The organism is Lonsdalea populi (assembly GCF_015999465.1).
Lineage (GTDB): Bacteria > Pseudomonadota > Gammaproteobacteria > Enterobacterales > Enterobacteriaceae > Lonsdalea > Lonsdalea populi.
This window is the reverse complement of sequence record NZ_CP065534.1, coordinates 1,627,957-1,645,672: the sequence shown is the minus strand read 5'-3', so window position 1 is coordinate 1,645,672 and position 17,716 is coordinate 1,627,957. Positions and strand designations below refer to the sequence as shown.

The window sequence follows — 17,716 nt, the reverse complement described above, 5'->3', positions numbered from 1 at the left end:
TGCCATAATACGCACTGCATTTTTGCTAAAGAAAAGAGACTGATGGCTGAGAAAATTAATCTGAATGCACTGAGCGCCCGTTTTCGCGGGTTTTATCCCGTTGTGATCGACGTGGAAACCGCTGGATTTAATGCTAAAACGGATGCGCTGCTCGAGATTGCAGCCATCACGCTGAAAATGGATGATAACGGCTGGTTGCAGCAGGACCAGACATTGCATTTCCATGTAGAACCTTTCGAAGGCGCCAACCTGCAGCCCGAAGCGCTGGCCTTCAACGGCATTGATCCCAGTAATCCGCTGCGTGGCGCCGTCAAAGAATATGATGCGCTGCACGAAATTTTTAAAATGGTGCGAAAAGGGATTAAAGATCAAGGCTGTAATCGCGCTATCGTTGTTGCGCACAACGCCACTTTCGATCACAGCTTTCTCATGTCTGCCACCGAGCGTTGCAGCCTTAAGCGCAACCCTTTCCACCCCTTCGCCACCTTTGATACTGCCGCCTTGAGCGGATTGGTTGTCGGCCAAACCGTACTGGCTAAAGCCTGCATCACCGCCGGCATTCCCTTCGACTCCTCGCAGGCGCATTCCGCGTTGTATGACACCCAACGCACCACGCTGCTGTTCTGTGAACTGGTTAACCGCTGGAAAAAAATGGGCGGATGGCCGCTGGAGCTCAATGAGTCCGAAGAAAACAATACCGCTGCGGCTCAGCGTTAGACATAATTCAGACGCAATAAGGGCGGCCTAAGCCGCCCTATTCAGTATCGGACGCGCGGTCAATCCCGCCGTCGTCCAAACCTCTGACTTACTCTTGATCCTGCTGCTGAGCGTTATGTTTTTCCGCCGTTTCCTTGATCAGTTTCGGCAGCTCACCGCTCTGGTACATTTCGATCACGATATCACAGCCACCGACCAACTCACCATCGACCCACAACTGCGGGAACGTCGGCCAGTTGGCATATTTAGGCAGCTCTGCGCGAATATCCGGGTTCTGCAGGATATCGACATAAGCAAAACGCTCGCCGCATGCCGACAACGCTTGAACAGCCTGAGCAGAAAAGCCACAGCTCGGCAGTTTTGGGGAACCTTTCATGTACAGCAGGATCGGGTTTTCAGCGATTTGACGCTGGATTTTTTCAATTGTCGTTGTCGTCATTCTATTGCTTCCTTAAAGCACGTAATGGCTAATGATAAGCCACTAGCCATGGCATCAGTAAAGGGCGTATGCTCGCCCCAACTACCTTGACACATTTTAACGATAGCGATAACCACAAAAAACGCCATCTTTTGTAGGGTTATCGCCGGGTGGTTTTTAAAAACGTTAACCCGTTAAATCATCAACAAAAATATGTATTAGTACCGAGAAAACAATACGTATTAATGATTTTTCACTATTCTATACTCATTAACTGCTTATTCGCGTTTTGTAATCATGCTGATTTAAGGAATACTGTGGAAATTAGGCGATCAAGAACAACCATCGGTCAGACTATAATGCGTTTAATTGTTACCTTTTTCGTATTGGTTTTTAGCCGCCTATTTTTCAGTCAGGCGATATCGGCCCACCACACACAAGACAAGAAAAAATTCCGCAACAAACCGCTGAAGACCAAAACCACCGCTGACGCCGATAACGACAAAAAACCAAACGCAGCGTAAAACAAACGCCGACCGGGACCTATTCCTCTTTAAATAAAGACGTTTCTTCCCATCACCCCATTTAAAAGGACGCCAAGAAAATCTCTCGGGACCCATTCACGCTAGCGCTAACCAAGAAAGCGCCGAAACGGGGCCACCCTGTTCGGGTGAAAGAAGAAAAGACGACCGCTGAACGTATCAGCCGCAAAAGAAAAGATGATGTCGTCGAAACCGGCGGCCTGGTGCTGAGCACGGCGCATAACAACGATCCCAACGTGCTAGAGTCGCCGTCCTCAACAAGCTGATGAACCAAATCGGCAAACCCTACCACTGGGGCGACTCATCGCCGTACACCGGTTTCGATGGCAGCGGGCTGGTCTATGCGCCTACAAAGATATTGTGAAGATCACCATTCCCCGCACCGCCAATGAAATGTTTCAATTGCGCGATGCCGCGCCTATCAAAAAAAACGAGCTGGAAAGCGACGACCTGGTCTTCTTCCGCATCAATCATCGCGGTACGACAGACCACGTGGGCGTTTATGTTGGAAACGGAAAATTCATCCAGTCTCTTCGCGACGGTTCAGATATCCAAATCAGCAAGCTTAGCGAAGACTATTGGCAGGAACACTATATCGGCGCGCGTCGGGTCGTCATGCCGCATACGGTGAGATAATCCGCAGCAGTTATTAAAATCCAAGCCGAGAAGAAATAGAAAAAGGGGCCGAAGTCCCTTTTTTGCAATCTGCCCACAAGAAAGATTTCCGGGAGCACAAATACCGGCAGTATGGCTTATGCGCCAAATACCGCAGTAAAACTGAAGGCAATAATAACGGCCAATGCCGCTACCGTCGTCAACAGGGACATTTTCAAATTGGTATCCATCACTCTCTCCTTAATTTTTCAGCACAACATTCAAGGTGGCAATGCCGGTTCAGTATAGGGGAATTGGTATCTATCAACACCCTAATGATGAATATAATGTTATGGAAAAGTGACCTTTCTGTTCCATCTCACCAGTAACGTCCGTTTATCGTTGCAAGAGTAGAATTAACGCTTTCACTTTTCGACCGGATCGGACAAAATCGCCGGTTTACTGCTGTACGAACTCCGTTGGTCGAGCATCATTTCCTAATCTTCAGGTATATCCGTCGACACCCCACCTTCTGAATGGCTCGTATCTTCAGAAAGAGAAGGATTCGCGCAGGCAAACGATTAACAAGTTACTTACTGCTGCAGGAAGTAGATTTAGGAGTCATTTAGATGGCAACGATTAAAGATGTGGCAAAGCGTGCTGGCGTTTCGACCACAACCGTATCCCACGTCATTAATAAGACCAGATTCGTCGCCGAAGAAACCAAAGCCGCCGTTCGCGCCGCCATTGACGAACTACATTATTCTCCGAGCGCGGTCGCGCGCAGCCTGAAAGTCAATAACACCAAGTCTATCGGCCTGCTGGCGACCTCGAGTGAGGCGCCCTATTTCGCCGAAATCATCGAGTCCGTCGAAAACAGCTGCTATGTTAAAGGCTATACGCTGATTCTCTGCAATTCCCATAACGATCTGGACAAACAGCGAGCCTATCTCGCCATGCTGGCGCAGAAGCGCGTGGACGGGTTGCTGGTCATGTGTGCGGAATACCCGCCTGAACTTCTGACGATGCTCGAAGGCTATCGCCACATCCCTATGGTGGTGATGGACTGGGGCCAGGCACACAGTGACTTTACCGATACTGTTATCGATAACGCTTTTGAAGGCGGATACCTCGCCGCGCAATACCTTATTGAACGCGGCCACCGGGATATCGGGGCCATCCCGGGATTGCAGGAGCGCAATACCGGCAGCGGGCGTTATCTTGGTTTCAAAAAAGCGCTCGAAGAAGCGGACATTGATATCCGTGAAGAGTGGATCGTACAGGGCGACTTCGAACCGGAATCAGGCTACAAAGCCATGCATCAGATATTGGCGCAAAAAAAACGCCCAACCGCCGTGTTCTGCGGCGGCGATATTATGGCGATGGGCGCCCTTTGCGCTGCGGATGAACTTGGGTTGCGCGTGCCGCAGGACATCTCCATCATCGGCTACGATAACGTCCGTCATTCACGCTATTTCACCCCGGCGCTGACCACCATTCATCAGCCGAAAGAACGGTTGGGGCAATCCGCGTTCGCCATGCTGTTAGACCGAATTACCAGTAAGCGTGAAACGTCCCAGGTGATTGAGGTACATCCTCGATTAATTGAGCGTCGATCCGTGTCTGACGGCCCATTCCGCGATTATCGCCGTTAGTGATTACATCTCTTTCGATTGAAATAATTACCCCCGCCTTTTCCCCTGCTTCAGCCATTTAAAACTTGTACCCTGGTTGAAGCAGTCATAAACTTGTCCCTGTCTTCTAAGACAATAACCTACGAACAAGACATACAGAGCAGTTTGCTATCCTGTCGATATAACACATTGCCTATTCTGGCTTTTGTGGCACGGATAGATGCCTTTCGTACCGGCTTTTCTCTTAATTTCCCCCCAGTCCCTTTTTCGGGGGATAGACGATGGATCACGTCCACCGACACCTTCTGCAGGTAATTTTGTCTACGCTGTTTCTTGCGGTGTTCGCTAACAGCAAGATAGGGAGAGGTTATGAGTTCATCTTGTGTGGAGGAACTGGACATCCATAACACGTCCTGGTTCCAGATTGTGAAAGAAATGTTGTCTTCGGCGGATATCGCCATCAATGGCGCTCGTCCGTTCGATATCCAGGTCAAAAATCCTGACCTCTATAAACGCGTGTTGCGAGAAGGCTCTCTCGGTCTCGGAGAGAGTTACATGGACGGCTGGTGGGAATGTGAAAGGCTCGATATTTTCTTCCACCGCGTACTCCGGGCCGGGCTTGATAATAAGCTCCCCAAACATGTTAGTGATATCGCCCGCGTTCTCATCGCCCGCCTCACCAACCTACAGTCCAAAAAACGAGCCTGGATCGTCGGAAAAGAACATTACGATCTTGGCAATGACCTTTTCTCACTCATGCTTGACCCCCACATGCAGTACTCCTGCGGTTATTGGAAGGAAGCCGAGACGCTGGAGCAGGCGCAGGAAAACAAGCTGCGCATGATCTGTGAAAAACTGCAGTTGCAGCGCGGTATGACGCTCCTGGATATCGGCTGTGGCTGGGGGGGATTATCCGAATATGCCGCCCGGCACTACGGTGTTTCCGTGACTGGGGTCACCATCTCGCGTGAACAGCAGCGACTGGCGCAGGAACGATGTCGGGATCTGGACGTTACCATCCTGCTTGAAGATTATCGTGATTTAGACCGCCAGTTTGACCGCATCGTCTCCGTTGGCATGTTCGAACACGTCGGCCCCAAAAATTACGACACCTATTTCCGCGTGGTGCGCAAAAATCTGAAACCCAAGGGGCTCTTCCTGCTGCACACGATAGGCGCGAACAAAACCGACCTGTCCGTTGACCCGTGGATTGACCGCTATATATTCCCCAACGGCTGCCTGCCATCCGTCCAGCATGTCGCGCGCGCCAGCGAGGCTTACATGGTGATGGAAGACTGGCACAACTTCGGCGCCGACTATGACCGCACGTTGATGGCTTGGCATGAGCGATTCCAGCAGCATTGGCCGGAGCTGGCCTCCGCCTACTCCGCTCGTTTCCAGCGCATGTTCAGCTACTACCTGAATGCCTGTGCCGGGGCTTTCCGGGCGCGGAATATCCAGTTATGGCAGGTGCTATTCAGCACAAATGGCGTGGAAGGCGGGATTCGCGCGCCACGTTAAGAGACCAGGTTGGCGGGGTCTATTCATTCCGCCAACCTGTCATCTCGGTCAGGCCTGAGAAGGCGTAGGAACCACGGACAGAGAAAGGTTCTGATTCGCCAGAATGCGTTCTACCGTATCGACAATCGCCTGAGTCTGCGGATCGATTTCGATGTTGATATGATCGCCCAGTCGTTTTTTGCCCAGCGTCGTGCGTTGCAATGTCTCAGGGATCAAATGCACGCAGAAGCGGCTTTTCGTCACTTCACCTACCGTCAGGCTGATGCCGTCAATGCCGACAAATCCCTTGTGCAGAATATACTTCATCAGCGTTTCGTCGGTCGGTCGGAACCAAATCTGATAATTATTTTCCGAGATAAGAATCTTCACAATTTCCGCCGTACACATAATGTGGCCGGACATCACATGCCCCCCCACGTCATCGCCAAATTTGGCGGCGCGCTCGACGTTCACCCAAGAACCTACCTGCAAATCGGCCAGATTGGTTAAACGCAACGTCTCTTTCATGATGTCGAAGCTGACAAGATCGCCGTCGATTTTCGTGACGGTCAGACAGCAGCCGTTATTGGCGATGGACGCGCCGATCTGCAACCCGGGCAGCAGCGCTTGCGGCAATTGGAGGACATGAGTGCGGAAGTTGCTTTTTTCATCAATAGACACCACCGGCGCGGTGCCCTGAACGATACCGGTAAACATTAATTCTGCCTCTTTACAAATCCAATTCGATGAGAGAATGTCGCTGGCTTCCTACCAGCGGCAAAAGCGCTAACGTCAGTTTGCACGATATAGTGTGATATGGGTAGTTTGACTGACAGTTTTACCTGCTAAGGCTAGCGGGTATATATAGACAAGTGATTGGTAGAATGTTGTTAGAACATTACAATACCCCACTTTTTCCAAAGAAACAGGATGATAGCGTCATCTCGGATGACAAACTGTCGTTCTACAAAAGGTGTTCGCGTGCAAAAGTACCTATCGGAAGCGCGTCAGCTGTTAACGCTAGCGTTTCCCGTCATCATTGCGCAGGTGTCTCAAACGTCCATGGGGGTCGTGGATACCATCATGGCAGGTTCATACAGCGCTACCGACATGGCGGCGGTGGCTGTCGGCACCTCGATCTGGTTGCCGGTGATCCTATTCGGCCACGGCCTGCTGATGGCGTTGACACCGGTGGTGGCCCAACTCAACGGCTCAGGTCGGCGTGAACGCATTGCGCATCAACGGCAGCAGGCTTTTCTGCTGGCCGCGGTGATTTCCGTCGTCACCATGCTCCTGCTCTACCAAGGCGACAAAGTTATTCATCTGATGCACAACGACTCGCCGGATCTGGCGGACAAGGCGGTCGGCTATCTGCGCGCGCTGCTGTGGGGCGTTCCGGGCTATCTGTTTTTCCAGGTGCTGCGCAGCCAGTGCGAAGGGTTATCCAAAACCAAACCAGGGATGATTGTTGGTTTCATCGGCCTGCTTGTCAACATTCCGATCAACTACGTGTTTATTCACGGTGAGCTCGGTATGCCCGAGTTGGGTGGGGTCGGCTGCGGCGTCGCCACCGCCTCGGTGTACTGGATCATGCTGTTTTTGCTGGCAGGATATCTGCACCGGGCCCGCTGGATACAAGATATCAGCAAACATGCCACGCCCTTGCGTCCCGACTGGCGCGTCATCAAACGGCTATTCAACCTTGGGCTGCCGATCGCCCTGGCGATCCTGTTCGAAGTCAGCCTGTTCGCAGTTGTCGCCCTGCTCGTGCTGCCGCTGGGCGTTATTGATGTCGCTGGTCACCAGATCGCACTCAACTTCAGCTCGCTGATGTTTGTTCTGCCAATGTCGCTGGGCGTCGCCGCCACCATCCGAGTAGGACACCGGCTTGGGGAAGGTTCAGTGCCTGATGCCCGCATCGCCGCCCGCACCAGCATTTTTTGCGGCGTTGCGCTGGCGCTCTGCACAGCGATATTCACCGTGGTACTGCGTGAACCCATCGCCCTGCTCTACAACGACAATCCTCAGGTCGTCGCGATGGCCTCGCATTTGATGCTGCTCGCCGCTATCTATCAGGTATCGGATGCCATTCAGGTCATCGGCAGCGGCGTGTTGCGCGGCTATAAGGATACCCGCTCTATTTTCTTTATTACCCTCGCCGCCTACTGGGTGCTCGGTCTGCCCTCCGGCTACCTGCTGGCGCTGACGGATCTATGGGTTGCGCCGATGGGACCGGCAGGATTCTGGTGCGGATTCATTATTGGTCTGACCGCCTCCGCCATCATGATGGGCTTGCGTATACGCTGGGTGCAGAACCAACCAGCGGCGGTTACGCTGGCGCGCTCGGAGCATTAACTCACTGAAATGATGAAAAAAACGGCGAACTGGATATAAGCTCGCCAATCGAACCGGCAAGGCGGCAATTGGGTTTATTCGCCCCTTGCCAGCCGTCGCTCAGGTCGTTAATATCAGTCCCCGTTGTCGCACTGACAGCCGCACTTCAGGAATGCGTTCTTAGCTCAGTTGGTTAGAGCACCACCTTGACATGGTGGGGGTCGATGGTTCGAGTCCATTAGAACGCACCATTCCTACTTCTCCTTTTCGCTGAGTCCTTTTTCATCACTCGTTCTTCTGAGTGCTAAAAATTTCCCTGCGAGCTGATGCTTTTAGCCAAAACAGCCTGTTCTTCAATATGTTCTACGTCCAGCCTCTGCTGGCCCCACCGCGCCTTTCGTGGGTGAATAAACAATACTACCCCTGTATTTTGGATATCTGTTTTTAACTTTATTGACCTAGTTCTCCCCTCACAGCGTGTCACAGTTTTTTTTCTCGCGGACCCGCACGGAAAGCCGTGGTCTTTGTTTCATTTTTAGGCGTATTTAGACTCAGCTCAAAAGAGACAGAGATTCGTTGTGTTTCAGGAGCCCCGCATGACTACTTATTCAAATCCAGACGCATTTATTGACGTGAAACCTTATCCGTTCTGGCTGGATACCCTTACCGCCGGGACGCCCGCGCCCTTCCTGCAAGACCGTATTTCCTGCGACCTTGCCATCGTCGGCGGCGGCTATACCGGCCTGTGGACGGCGCTGCTGGCCCGCCGAAAATGGCCCGAGAAAAAGATTGTCATTATCGAAGCCAGACGTTGCGGCTCCGAGGCGAGCAGCCGTAACGGCGGCTTCTGCTCGCCAAGCATCTCCCACGGGATCTCCATCGCGCTCAATCGCTGGCCGAAGGAAGCGGGAAAACTCATCGAGTTGGGCAAAATCAATCTGGAAGATTTGGCCGCGGACCTCCATGAATTTGGGATGGAGATTGAGTTCGAGCTTACCGGTCAGTTGAATCTGGCGAGCCAACCCTGGCAAATCGAAGGGCTGCGTTCCATGCAGCAGGATTATCAGCGCTTCGGCCTTGAATGCGAATGGCTGGAAGGCGACAGCCTGACCGAGAAGCTGAACTCGCCGCGCTACAGTGCGGGCCTGTTCGAATCGAACTACGCCATGGTCAATCCCGCCAAAATGGTGAGCGAATTACGACGGGTTTGTCTGTCGCAGGGCATCGAGCTATACGAAAACAGCGAGGTGAAAGCGTTGACGCAACACGGTGAAAACGTCCGGTTGCGCACGGCGTTGGGAGACGTCCTTGCCAAACAGGTCGTCCTCGCGACGAACATCGCCGCGCCGCTGCTGCGCCATCTGGCCTCGACGGTCATCCCCGTCTACGACTACGTACTGGTCACTCATCCATTGAGCGACGGGCAATTAGCCGATATCGGCTGGACGGGACGTTACGGCATCTCGGACAGCGGCAATAGGTTTCATTATTTCCGCAAAACGGCGGACAACCGCATTCTGTGGGGCGGATATGATGCGATCTACCATTACGGCAGCCGTCGCGACGAGTCGCTCACCCAACGACCCGAAACCTTTAACCGTCTGGCAGAACAGTTCAGCGACGTTTTTCCTGCCATTCAAGACGTCGGCTTTAGCCATGCCTGGGGTGGGATCATCGACACGTCCGCACGCACGACAATGTTTACCGGCTGTGAGGCGGACGGCAAGATTGCTTATGCATTGGGTTATACCGGACTCGGCGTCTCCGCCTGTCGCTTCGCCGCGCTGAACATGCTGGACCAGCTTGCGGGAGAAAAAACGCCGCGCACCGAATTACGCATGCTTTCGCGAGCGCCGATCCACTTCCCCCCCGAACCGCTGCGCTTCGCCGGCGTACAGGCGGCAATCCACTCGTTGGCCCGCGAGGACCGGGACGGGCATCGTAATATGCTGCTGAAAACCTTCGATGCTTTGGGTATCGGCTTCGATTCCTGACGGCGCCTGACCGATGTAAAAACGGCGGCGTTTTTTTCTAATATCGGTTAGGTTTTTTGTGAAAGAACCTGCAATGGAATTGATTATGGATGATGACATACGCGCCCCAGAACGATTAAGTACGACCCCTTATTCCCCCGACACGGCGAATCATCACACGCAGCAGGTGATGATGCGTTATTACGAAGCCTGGTGGCGACGCGATCTGGACAGGCTTATCGCCCTGTACTCACCCACGGTAGAGTACAACGACTTTTTTCAGGGGTGCCGCATCGCCCCCGAGGCGCTCCGCGACTATCTCAGCGCCTGTCTGTCGACGACGACGGAAGACACTCTCCACTATAGCGACCGCCTGCGCGTTGATGGCGACACGGCAACCCTGCAATATCAAACTCCGCTCAGCGGCAGCGATAGCCATGCCATCATCTGCTGTTGTGAGGTGGTCACGGTCCGCGAAGGCATGATCATCCGCGTCAATGAATACGCCTCTCTGCTTTCTCATCCGAAGGGGAAAGGCTCGCCGAGCGATGTGGACCACCGTGCCGCCTCACAACGGCTGGGCCTGTCCGCCCGGCAGCTGAGCATTATGGCCGACGATATTCAGCAGTATTTCACCCAGCACCGCCCCCATTTGAGTGCGGAGCTGAGTCTGATTCAGGTCGCGACCGCCACGGGCTATACCCGCAATCAGATCTCGTTTTTCCTTAATCACGTCATGGGCTGCAGTTTTTACCAGTATCTCAACCGGCTCCGGCTTCGGCATGTGTTAACGCAGTGGGATGACGGCAAATATTCATCCAAACGCATCGACGATGACGCTAAAGCGGCCGGATTTCACTCCCTTTCGACCTTCTACCGCTGCTTTAGAGAGGAGACCGGACTTTCGCCGAAATCTTATTTGCAGCATAAAATCGCCAAAAACGCGGATTGACGCCGCGCCCACCACGGGCCGTTCACGACGCGTTCAGGTCATTCATTATTCCGCTCGCCGCTAACGGGCAACATAGCCCTATGTCGGCTGACCGGAACATTCGCCATCATCGGGGAGATGAACACGATGCATGATCAGCTTTATATCGGTGGCCGATGGCAATCGGCAATGCAAAACGGCCATCTTGCGGTCGTCAATCCCTCGACCGAAGCGCGCATCGGCACAGTTGCGGCAGCCGGGCCGGACGATATCGAAAAGGCGGTAGCGGCCGCCAGACGCGCTTTTGATGATGGCCCCTGGCCGCGGATGAGCGGAAAAGTCCGCGCCGGTTACCTCCGCGCTATGGCCGACCTCCTGAGTCAACGTCAACACGAACTGGCCGAGCTGGAAGTCAAAGACAACGGCAAACCACTGCCGGAAGCGCGGTGGGATGTCGAGGATGCCGTCGGCTGCTTCGAGTACTACGCCTCACTGGCCGAGGCGTTGGACGCAGAAGAACAGGTTATCCCTCTGCCGGATCCGCGTTTTACCTGCCGCGTGGTGCGCGAACCGTTAGGCGTCGCCGGTCTGATCATCCCCTGGAATTACCCGCTGCTGATGGCGGCCTGGAAAGTCGCTCCTGCGCTGGCCGCAGGCTGGACTGCCGTGCTCAAACCTTCTGAACTGACGCCGCTGGGTGCGCTGGAGCTTGCCGCCATCGCCGATGCGGTCGGGTTGCCTGCCGGCGTCCTCAACATCGTTACCGGTCTGGGCGGCGAAGCGGGCGCGCTCCTGTCCCGCCATCCTGGCGTGGACAAACTGGCCTTCACCGGCAGCGTGCCAACCGGCCGCGCCATCATGCAGGCGGCCGCGCAGGACATCAAAAACGTCAGTTTGGAGTTGGGCGGGAAATCAGCGTTTATGGTATTCGATGACGCCGATATCGACGCCGCCGTCGAATGGATCTTGTTCGGCATTTTCTGGAATCAAGGGCAGGTCTGTTCCGCCACCTCGCGCCTGTTGGTGCAGGAAGGCCTCTACGAACGCCTGATCGAGCGATTAATCGACGCCACCCGCAGCATACGTATTGGTGATGGTCTGGAGGAAAGCGTACAGCTCGGCCCGCTGGTCAGCGGCGAACACTACCAGAAAGTGCGGCAGGCGATAGAACGTGGCAAACGCGAAGGCGCCCGTCTGGTCTGCGGCGGTGAGCGTCCTGCTCATCTGACGCAGGGCTGGTTCATCGAACCGGCCATTTTCGTGGATACACCGACGCAGAGCGCGCTGTGGACGGAGGAAATCTTCGGCCCCGTGCTGACCGTTCGGCGCTTTCGCGATGAAGAGGAGGCCGTTAGACAGGCCAATGACAGCCGCTTCGGACTCGCCGCAGCGGTGATGTCGGCAGATGCGGAGCGCTGCCGCCGGGTCAGTCGCGCGTTGCGCGCGGGCATTGTGTGGGTGAACTGCTCGCAGCCCACGTTCACGCAGGCGCCCTGGGGAGGTTATCAACAAAGCGGGATTGGGCGTGAGCTCGGCCGTTGGGGTTTCGACAACTATCTGGAAACGAAACAGATTACGGAATATGTCAGTGAAGAGCCGTGGGGTTGGTATCTCAAGAACCAGGCGTGATAGCGTCAAACAGTATCTCGCCTCAGGGAAAAGACATCACGTCTACCGGACGGCCCTATCGGCGTAAAGCAACCTCTGATATTTGTTTTTCCTATTTTTCATTATCGGCAAATTGTTTTAAAAATACTATTAAAAACAATCGGTTATATAGAATGTCGTGATAATCTCGTCCATTTTATTCAAGGGGACAGATTGCCAGAACCCTGAGAAACGTCGTCGTGCAACGTTAAAAAAATTTCGATCCTGCTCGTCAATGTTTCATTCACTCCCGATAGGAGGAAGCAACGGATGTTCACCCATCATATGAAAAGGTTTTCTAAAACGGTTACAGGCTTACTGATGGCCGTTTCCGCTATCACGTCCGCGCAAGAGAAGGTCCTGCACATTTACAACTGGTCTGATTATATCGCCCCGGATACGCTGGAAAATTTCCAAAAAGAGAGCGGCATCAAGGTGATCTATGATGTGTTCGACTCCAACGAAGTGCTGGAAAGTAAACTAATGGCGGGCAGCACCGGGTTTGATCTGGTGGTGCCGTCGGACAGTTTTATGGCGCGTCTTCGCACCGCCGGTGTTTTTCACCCGCTGGACTGGAGCAAATTGCCAAATGCGAAAAATCTCGATTCCGAGCTGATGAAGCTGGTCGCGCAGCACGATCCGGGCAGTGAATACGCGGTCCCCTACCTGTGGAACACCACGGGGATAGGTTATAACGTCGATAAAGTGAAAGCCGTGCTGGGCGCAAATGCGCCGGTAGACAGCTGGGATCTGGTATTTAAATTGGAAAATTTGGAAAAATTGAAAAGCTGTGGGGTGACGTTCCTGGATGCGCCGGAGGATATCTTCGCCGCCGTACTGAATCACCAGGGCAAAAATCCCAACAGCGATAACGTAAAGGACTACAGCCAAACGGCGGCCGATCTCCTGCTGAAACTGCGTCCGTTCATCCGCTATTTCCACTCATCACAGTACATTAACGACCTGGCCAACGGCGATATCTGCGTCGCTATCGGCTGGTCGGGGGATGTTTTGCAGGCAGCGCAACGCGCAGAGGAAGCGAAGAACGGCGTGAATATTCGCTACAGCATTCCGAAGGAAGGCGCACAGGTCGCGTTCGACACCTTAGCCATTCCTGCGGACGCAAAAAATGTGGACGAAGCCTATCAATTCCTCAACTACCTTATGCGCCCGGACGTCATCGCCAAAATCAGCGATCATGTGTTCTACGCCAGCGCCAATAAAGCATCTCTGCCGCTGCTGAGCGACGAGGTGCGGAACAATCCCGGCATTTATCCGTCGGATGCAGTTCGCGCGCGGTTGTTTATCACGATGGACAAGTCACCCAAGCTTGACCGCGCTCGTACCCGCGCCTGGACGCGGGTGAAAAGCGGCGGAAAATAACGCCCGCAATCCCGCCCATTAGCGTACCGCCCTGGCGCGCACGGTTAGAGAGCGAGCGCTAAGGTAAAAACACCGTTGTGCGATCGCCAGAACTGAAGTAGAAGGCTCCGGAAAGCAATCGCCTTACAGGGCTGTCCGTAAAGGCGGTTTTTGCCATCCATCATTGATGATATCCCATAACACAAGCCTCACTTCGCAAGGGAAACGAGGCTTGTGCCGAAATGCGACGCACTCGTCTAAGCGAAATGCCTTACCGCCTCTTATTGTGCAAGGAAACCGCCGTCAATCGGCAGCACGGCACCGGTGATAAACGACGCCTCATCGGACGCCAGGAATAAAATCCCCCAGGCGATCTCTTCGGGTTTCCCCATACGTCCCAAAGGATGCATCGCCACCACTTTCTCAATACCTTCTTTGGTCAGACCCGCGACGGCGGGGGTATCGATCGTGCCCGGCGCGACGGCGTTGACGCGAATGCCTTTACCCGCCAGCTCTATCGCCAGATGCTTGGTCAAACCCGACGCCACGAATTTAGCAGGACCATAAACGGCCTGCCCCGGCTGCCCGCCCGCGGCGGAAATAGATGAAAGGAAGACAATGGCGCCTTTGCCTGCCTTCACCATCTCTCTGGCGGCGTATTTCGCCGAAAGAAACATACCGCGCGCATCAACGGCAAACGTCTCGTCCCATAACTCAGCGGTCGCCTCTTCCAGCGTGGCCTCAGGAATAATACCGGCATTGGCCACCAGAATATCGATGCGCCCAAACTCTGCGACAGTTGCGTCGATCGTGCGGCGAATATCATCTTCATGTCGGACGTCGCAGGCCTGTGCGATGACCTTAATGCCCTGCTCGCTCAGGCGGGCGGCAAGGTCGTTGACTCCCGCAGCATCCACGTCAGCAAGCATCAGCTGCGCGCCCTGCGAGGCAAAGCGTTCAGCCGTAGCGCGTCCGATACCTTTCGCCGCCCCCGTAATAATAGCCACTTTGCCCGCCAGACGCCGATCGTGATGAGTATTAACGCTCATAATATCTCCTGTGATTTGCGTGTTTAAGTCACCAAAGTGAAGGCATTCTGACGGCGCATCGCCATCATTCGCGTCGACGCCGTCAATGTAAGACGGTAGACATGCAGGGAGATCAATGGCAATACCTGGCCCGCATGAGAGGAGAGACGTTGAAGGTGGGCTCCAGCATGCGCGAAGCCTCTCTGACGATGTGGCTTGCCGCAGAATGCGTTCCGTTCTTGCTACAGTTTAGGTAGCGGATCGTGATCTTGCATCGCGTCACATGACTCTCGTCCCGACGCGCGGATAGTGAGAACAATCTAAGTACGCTTTTATCGGAAATAACCGCTGACATTGTCGAAGATTCAAACAACGAATAAACCGTCACTTGATTTATTGGCTGTTTAAATACACTGGCACAACAATGTTTATTGTTTTCAAAAAAACACTCCAGTTTCTAAAAATAAAATACTTGGTTACACATTAAATAAACGCGGCAACGCTCAACGAGCGCCACATTATCAATAATGACAGCCTCCGCTTCAGCCCTACTCACCATGGTTCGACTGCGAATGAGAAAACAATAACGTTATTATTACGTTATTTTTAACGTGATAAGCGAATAGCGAAAAACATCGAACTGATATAAAGACACGCATCCCAAGACACGCATCCTTTATATCCACGCCAGTCCTCCTTAAAGATCGTGCTATGTCGTATTTCGAAGAATAAAAACTCAGGAATAAACTGTGATAGCGCAAAATTCGCGGCAGAGCGTCCGACGCATCCACCCGGCGCGCCACGGCGTCCAGACATGTCCGAATCTGAAACCGTGATGACGTTGTCCGGGTGATAGCCAGGGTACACGACTGGCTCTGCCGCCGCCGCCCGGTAGTTCCGGCTCGCAGGGAAGCCATTACCAGCGATCTTCTTCATCGCCGATACCGCTGATGTCTGCTCGCGCATAGCGCTTGCCCATCGATTCAGAGTGGTGTATAGAATACAAAAGGTACTTATTTTTAACAAAATATCAGGGTATTTTCGAATGCTACCAAAGGATGCAGCAACCGAGATAAATCACGGAGCGGCAGCGTACCTATTTTTTATTTCCATCACTAATTCCGGGGTGGCAAAATATCATCCGCAACTATTCTCATGATCTTGAATCCATCAATATTGTGCTGTCTATTAATCCTATGATAATGCAAATATAATACGTAGACTAAATTTCGTCATCGGATGATACTGAATCACGATTTCATTCCCCCTGGACGCTGAAAGGTTCTGTTTTAGTCACGGCAACAGACCTTTTGTTTATATCAATTAGGAAGATGCTTTATATTCACAGGAATCGGCAGAGGTGAGATATGATTTTTTCAAAAAAAGTTGAGCATTTTATCGTGATATCAGAATTAGGCTCATTTAAAGCGGCAGCGGAACGCATTCATGTGACACCTCCCGCACTGAGCAAAAGCATCAGCGATCTCGAAAACTCTCTCGGATACCGGTTGTTTAATCGCTCCAATTCAGGGATAAACCTGACTAAAGAAGGCGATTTTTTTTATCAGCAGCTGCTGCCCGTCAGAGAGAATCTGGAAAATATCACCAAGCTTGTCACCAAAAACACAAAATTTTTTCGTGAGCTAAAAATCAGTACGGACACCTACAACGACAGTTTCTATAAAATCATCTTTTCGAACTCGATAAAAAAAGGTATCGACCTTTTCTGCATGCAGCATTCCTACGCCGAGTTCAAAAACAAGCTGTTGTCCGAAGAGATAGACTTCTTTATCTCCTCCTCCCCTAAATATATCGACAGCCTGGAACGTATTGCCTGTATTGCACTGATGAACAATAGCTGTACGCTGATCAGCGCGCAGAAAGTGATTGATAGATATGAAAATGTCATGGATCTTATCGTCCACGAAAATTTAGTCGCTCATACATCGATGTTGTCTCACCCTATTCTGGAAAAAACCATTCAGCACCGTAGGATGGAAAATACCCGCGCCAGAGTGTATGTTTTTCCCGATTTTTCACACGTCGTCGAGTATCTTGCTGCCGGGAAAGGTTATTCGTTCTCGTGCTCTTCTTTTATGAATTTCGAAATATCCCGGCATATTCCTCTGGCGACACGCCCTCTTTTTCTCAACCAGCCTACCGAGGTGTCGCATATCTATTATTTGAAGAGAAAGGAGGAAGAGCTGAACTACTTCATTCAACTGATCAAAGAGAGCCATAACGTCTCCTGACGTTTTCCCTCCTCTCTGTTCAGCCTGCCGCTCTCGTGGCAATTGGGGATTTCAGAGGGTGAACATGACTGCCGTCATCCCCGTTCGGCAGCCATTGGCGGGCACGATCATCGTGTAACTCGCGGCCGCGAAAGGTGACATCGCATGACGCAGCCAATAACACAGTCCAAATCGCGGTAGCGCGGGGCTGGAAAAACGCTGACGGCACGGCAAGACGTTGCCAAGGTCACCGGCGCCCCAGAGATATCTTTTCAGCGCCAACAGCCTCTGGATAGAGGCGGCCATGCGGGGTTGCAGTGCCACCCCAAAAACGGCTTCCCAGTTCCTCAAACCGTGATTGATCACATTGATGATTAACCTGTTTTCCCGTCTGAATTCATTCAGTGGGCGGGTTCCATCTTTAAGTCGTTAACATTACGGCACTCGGCATCGGCAGTGCTCAGCGCCTTAAAGAAGGAATAGCCCGTTTTTTTAAAAATAAAATGGGACGAATATCACGGTATAATTGACTCTAAGCACTATGGAATAATAGACGTACAATTGAAGATAATACAATTATTGGCCTCCATGGATATTGTTTTATTTAATTTTTTTAGCACCCCAAAAAATGCTCACCACACCGTTCTATCCATGATAAAAAACAACGTAAAACAATCACCATTTCTTCTGATTGATGATTAACAACACTCTGTTTTTATGATTTTTTTCACACATAGAATATTTGTATCATGAACAATGAAACTTATTTTTATACAACAACCAGCCCAAGCAATGCCGCAGTAAC

Annotated in this window: 15 protein-coding genes, 1 tRNA gene and 1 pseudogene; 11 read left to right on the top strand and 6 right to left on the bottom strand. The window is 52.4% G+C overall.

Annotation, left to right across the window (positions count from 1 at the left end):
• Positions 1-42 precede the first annotated feature (42 nt).
• On the top strand, positions 43-717 hold the full coding sequence (rnt, locus tag I6N93_RS07150; RefSeq protein WP_085684365.1) for a ribonuclease T: 675 nt from the start codon (positions 43-45) through the stop codon (positions 715-717).
• Between the two features lie 88 nt (positions 718-805).
• Here the strand turns inward: rnt and I6N93_RS07145 are convergent, their stop codons facing one another.
• On the bottom strand, positions 806-1,156 hold the full coding sequence (locus tag I6N93_RS07145) for a Grx4 family monothiol glutaredoxin (RefSeq protein WP_085684367.1): 351 nt from the start codon (positions 1,154-1,156) through the stop codon (positions 806-808).
• Positions 1,157-1,733: 577 nt separating this feature from the next.
• Between I6N93_RS07145 and I6N93_RS07135 the strand changes: the two are divergent.
• Positions 1,734-2,313, top strand: a pseudogene (locus I6N93_RS07135) (C40 family peptidase); the annotation flags it as partial.
• A 116-nt stretch (positions 2,314-2,429) separates the two neighbouring features.
• Here I6N93_RS07135 and cydH read toward each other — a convergent pair.
• On the bottom strand, positions 2,430-2,522 hold the full coding sequence (gene cydH, locus I6N93_RS07130; protein ID WP_099017386.1) for a cytochrome bd-I oxidase subunit CydH: 93 nt from the start codon (positions 2,520-2,522) through the stop codon (positions 2,430-2,432).
• A 378-nt stretch (positions 2,523-2,900) separates the two neighbouring features.
• On the opposite strand from cydH, the gene purR reads away from it, so the two are divergent.
• Positions 2,901-3,926: an HTH-type transcriptional repressor PurR gene (gene purR, locus I6N93_RS07125; protein WP_085684369.1), complete on the top strand. Its 1,026-nt coding sequence runs from the start codon at positions 2,901-2,903 to the stop codon at positions 3,924-3,926.
• A gap of 348 nt (positions 3,927-4,274) precedes the next feature.
• The gene (cfa, locus tag I6N93_RS07120; protein ID WP_085684371.1) at positions 4,275-5,426 is read left to right on the top strand and encodes a cyclopropane fatty acyl phospholipid synthase; all 1,152 of its coding nucleotides are present in this window, start codon (positions 4,275-4,277) and stop codon (positions 5,424-5,426) included.
• A 48-nt stretch (positions 5,427-5,474) separates the two neighbouring features.
• Here the strand turns inward: cfa and I6N93_RS07115 are convergent, their stop codons facing one another.
• Positions 5,475-6,122, bottom strand: coding sequence for a riboflavin synthase subunit alpha (locus I6N93_RS07115; RefSeq protein WP_085684373.1), 648 nt, complete (start codon positions 6,120-6,122; stop codon positions 5,475-5,477).
• A gap of 264 nt (positions 6,123-6,386) precedes the next feature.
• On the opposite strand from I6N93_RS07115, the gene I6N93_RS07110 reads away from it, so the two are divergent.
• The 6 genes from I6N93_RS07110 (at position 6,387) to potF (ending at position 13,673) form a co-directional block, all read left to right on the top strand.
• The gene (locus I6N93_RS07110; RefSeq protein ID WP_085684375.1) at positions 6,387-7,760 is read left to right on the top strand and encodes an MATE family efflux transporter; all 1,374 of its coding nucleotides are present in this window, start codon (positions 6,387-6,389) and stop codon (positions 7,758-7,760) included.
• A 153-nt stretch (positions 7,761-7,913) separates the two neighbouring features.
• A tRNA-Val gene (locus tag I6N93_RS07105) sits at positions 7,914-7,990 on the top strand.
• Positions 7,991-8,335: 345 nt separating this feature from the next.
• Positions 8,336-9,733: an NAD(P)/FAD-dependent oxidoreductase gene (locus tag I6N93_RS07100; RefSeq protein WP_085684377.1), complete on the top strand. Its 1,398-nt coding sequence runs from the start codon at positions 8,336-8,338 to the stop codon at positions 9,731-9,733.
• 85 nt (positions 9,734-9,818) lie between these two features.
• Positions 9,819-10,664, top strand: a complete 846-nt coding sequence (locus tag I6N93_RS07095) for a helix-turn-helix domain-containing protein (protein ID WP_085684517.1) — start codon at positions 9,819-9,821, stop codon at positions 10,662-10,664.
• A gap of 126 nt (positions 10,665-10,790) precedes the next feature.
• Positions 10,791-12,272: an aldehyde dehydrogenase family protein gene (locus I6N93_RS07090; RefSeq protein ID WP_085684519.1), complete on the top strand. Its 1,482-nt coding sequence runs from the start codon at positions 10,791-10,793 to the stop codon at positions 12,270-12,272.
• 288 nt (positions 12,273-12,560) lie between these two features.
• Positions 12,561-13,673: a spermidine/putrescine ABC transporter substrate-binding protein PotF gene (gene potF, locus I6N93_RS07085; protein WP_085684379.1), complete on the top strand. Its 1,113-nt coding sequence runs from the start codon at positions 12,561-12,563 to the stop codon at positions 13,671-13,673.
• A gap of 260 nt (positions 13,674-13,933) precedes the next feature.
• Here potF and I6N93_RS07080 read toward each other — a convergent pair whose 3' ends face one another.
• Positions 13,934-14,701 (bottom strand): SDR family NAD(P)-dependent oxidoreductase, encoded by a 768-nt coding sequence (locus I6N93_RS07080; protein WP_085684381.1) that lies wholly within the window; start codon positions 14,699-14,701, stop codon positions 13,934-13,936.
• Positions 14,702-15,286: 585 nt separating this feature from the next.
• Positions 15,287-15,616: a hypothetical protein gene (locus I6N93_RS07075; RefSeq protein WP_139829900.1), complete on the bottom strand. Its 330-nt coding sequence runs from the start codon at positions 15,614-15,616 to the stop codon at positions 15,287-15,289.
• Between the two features lie 431 nt (positions 15,617-16,047).
• Here I6N93_RS07075 and I6N93_RS07070 point away from each other — a divergent pair, with 431 nt between their 5' ends.
• A complete protein-coding gene (locus I6N93_RS07070; RefSeq protein ID WP_085684383.1) occupies positions 16,048-16,932 on the top strand; it encodes a LysR family transcriptional regulator in 885 nt (294 codons plus the stop codon).
• Positions 16,933-16,983: 51 nt separating this feature from the next.
• Here I6N93_RS07070 and I6N93_RS07065 read toward each other — a convergent pair whose 3' ends face one another.
• Entirely contained in the window at positions 16,984-17,235 is a 252-nt protein-coding gene (locus I6N93_RS07065; protein WP_139829901.1) for a hypothetical protein, read from the bottom strand.
• Between the last annotated feature and the right edge of the window lie 481 nt (positions 17,236-17,716).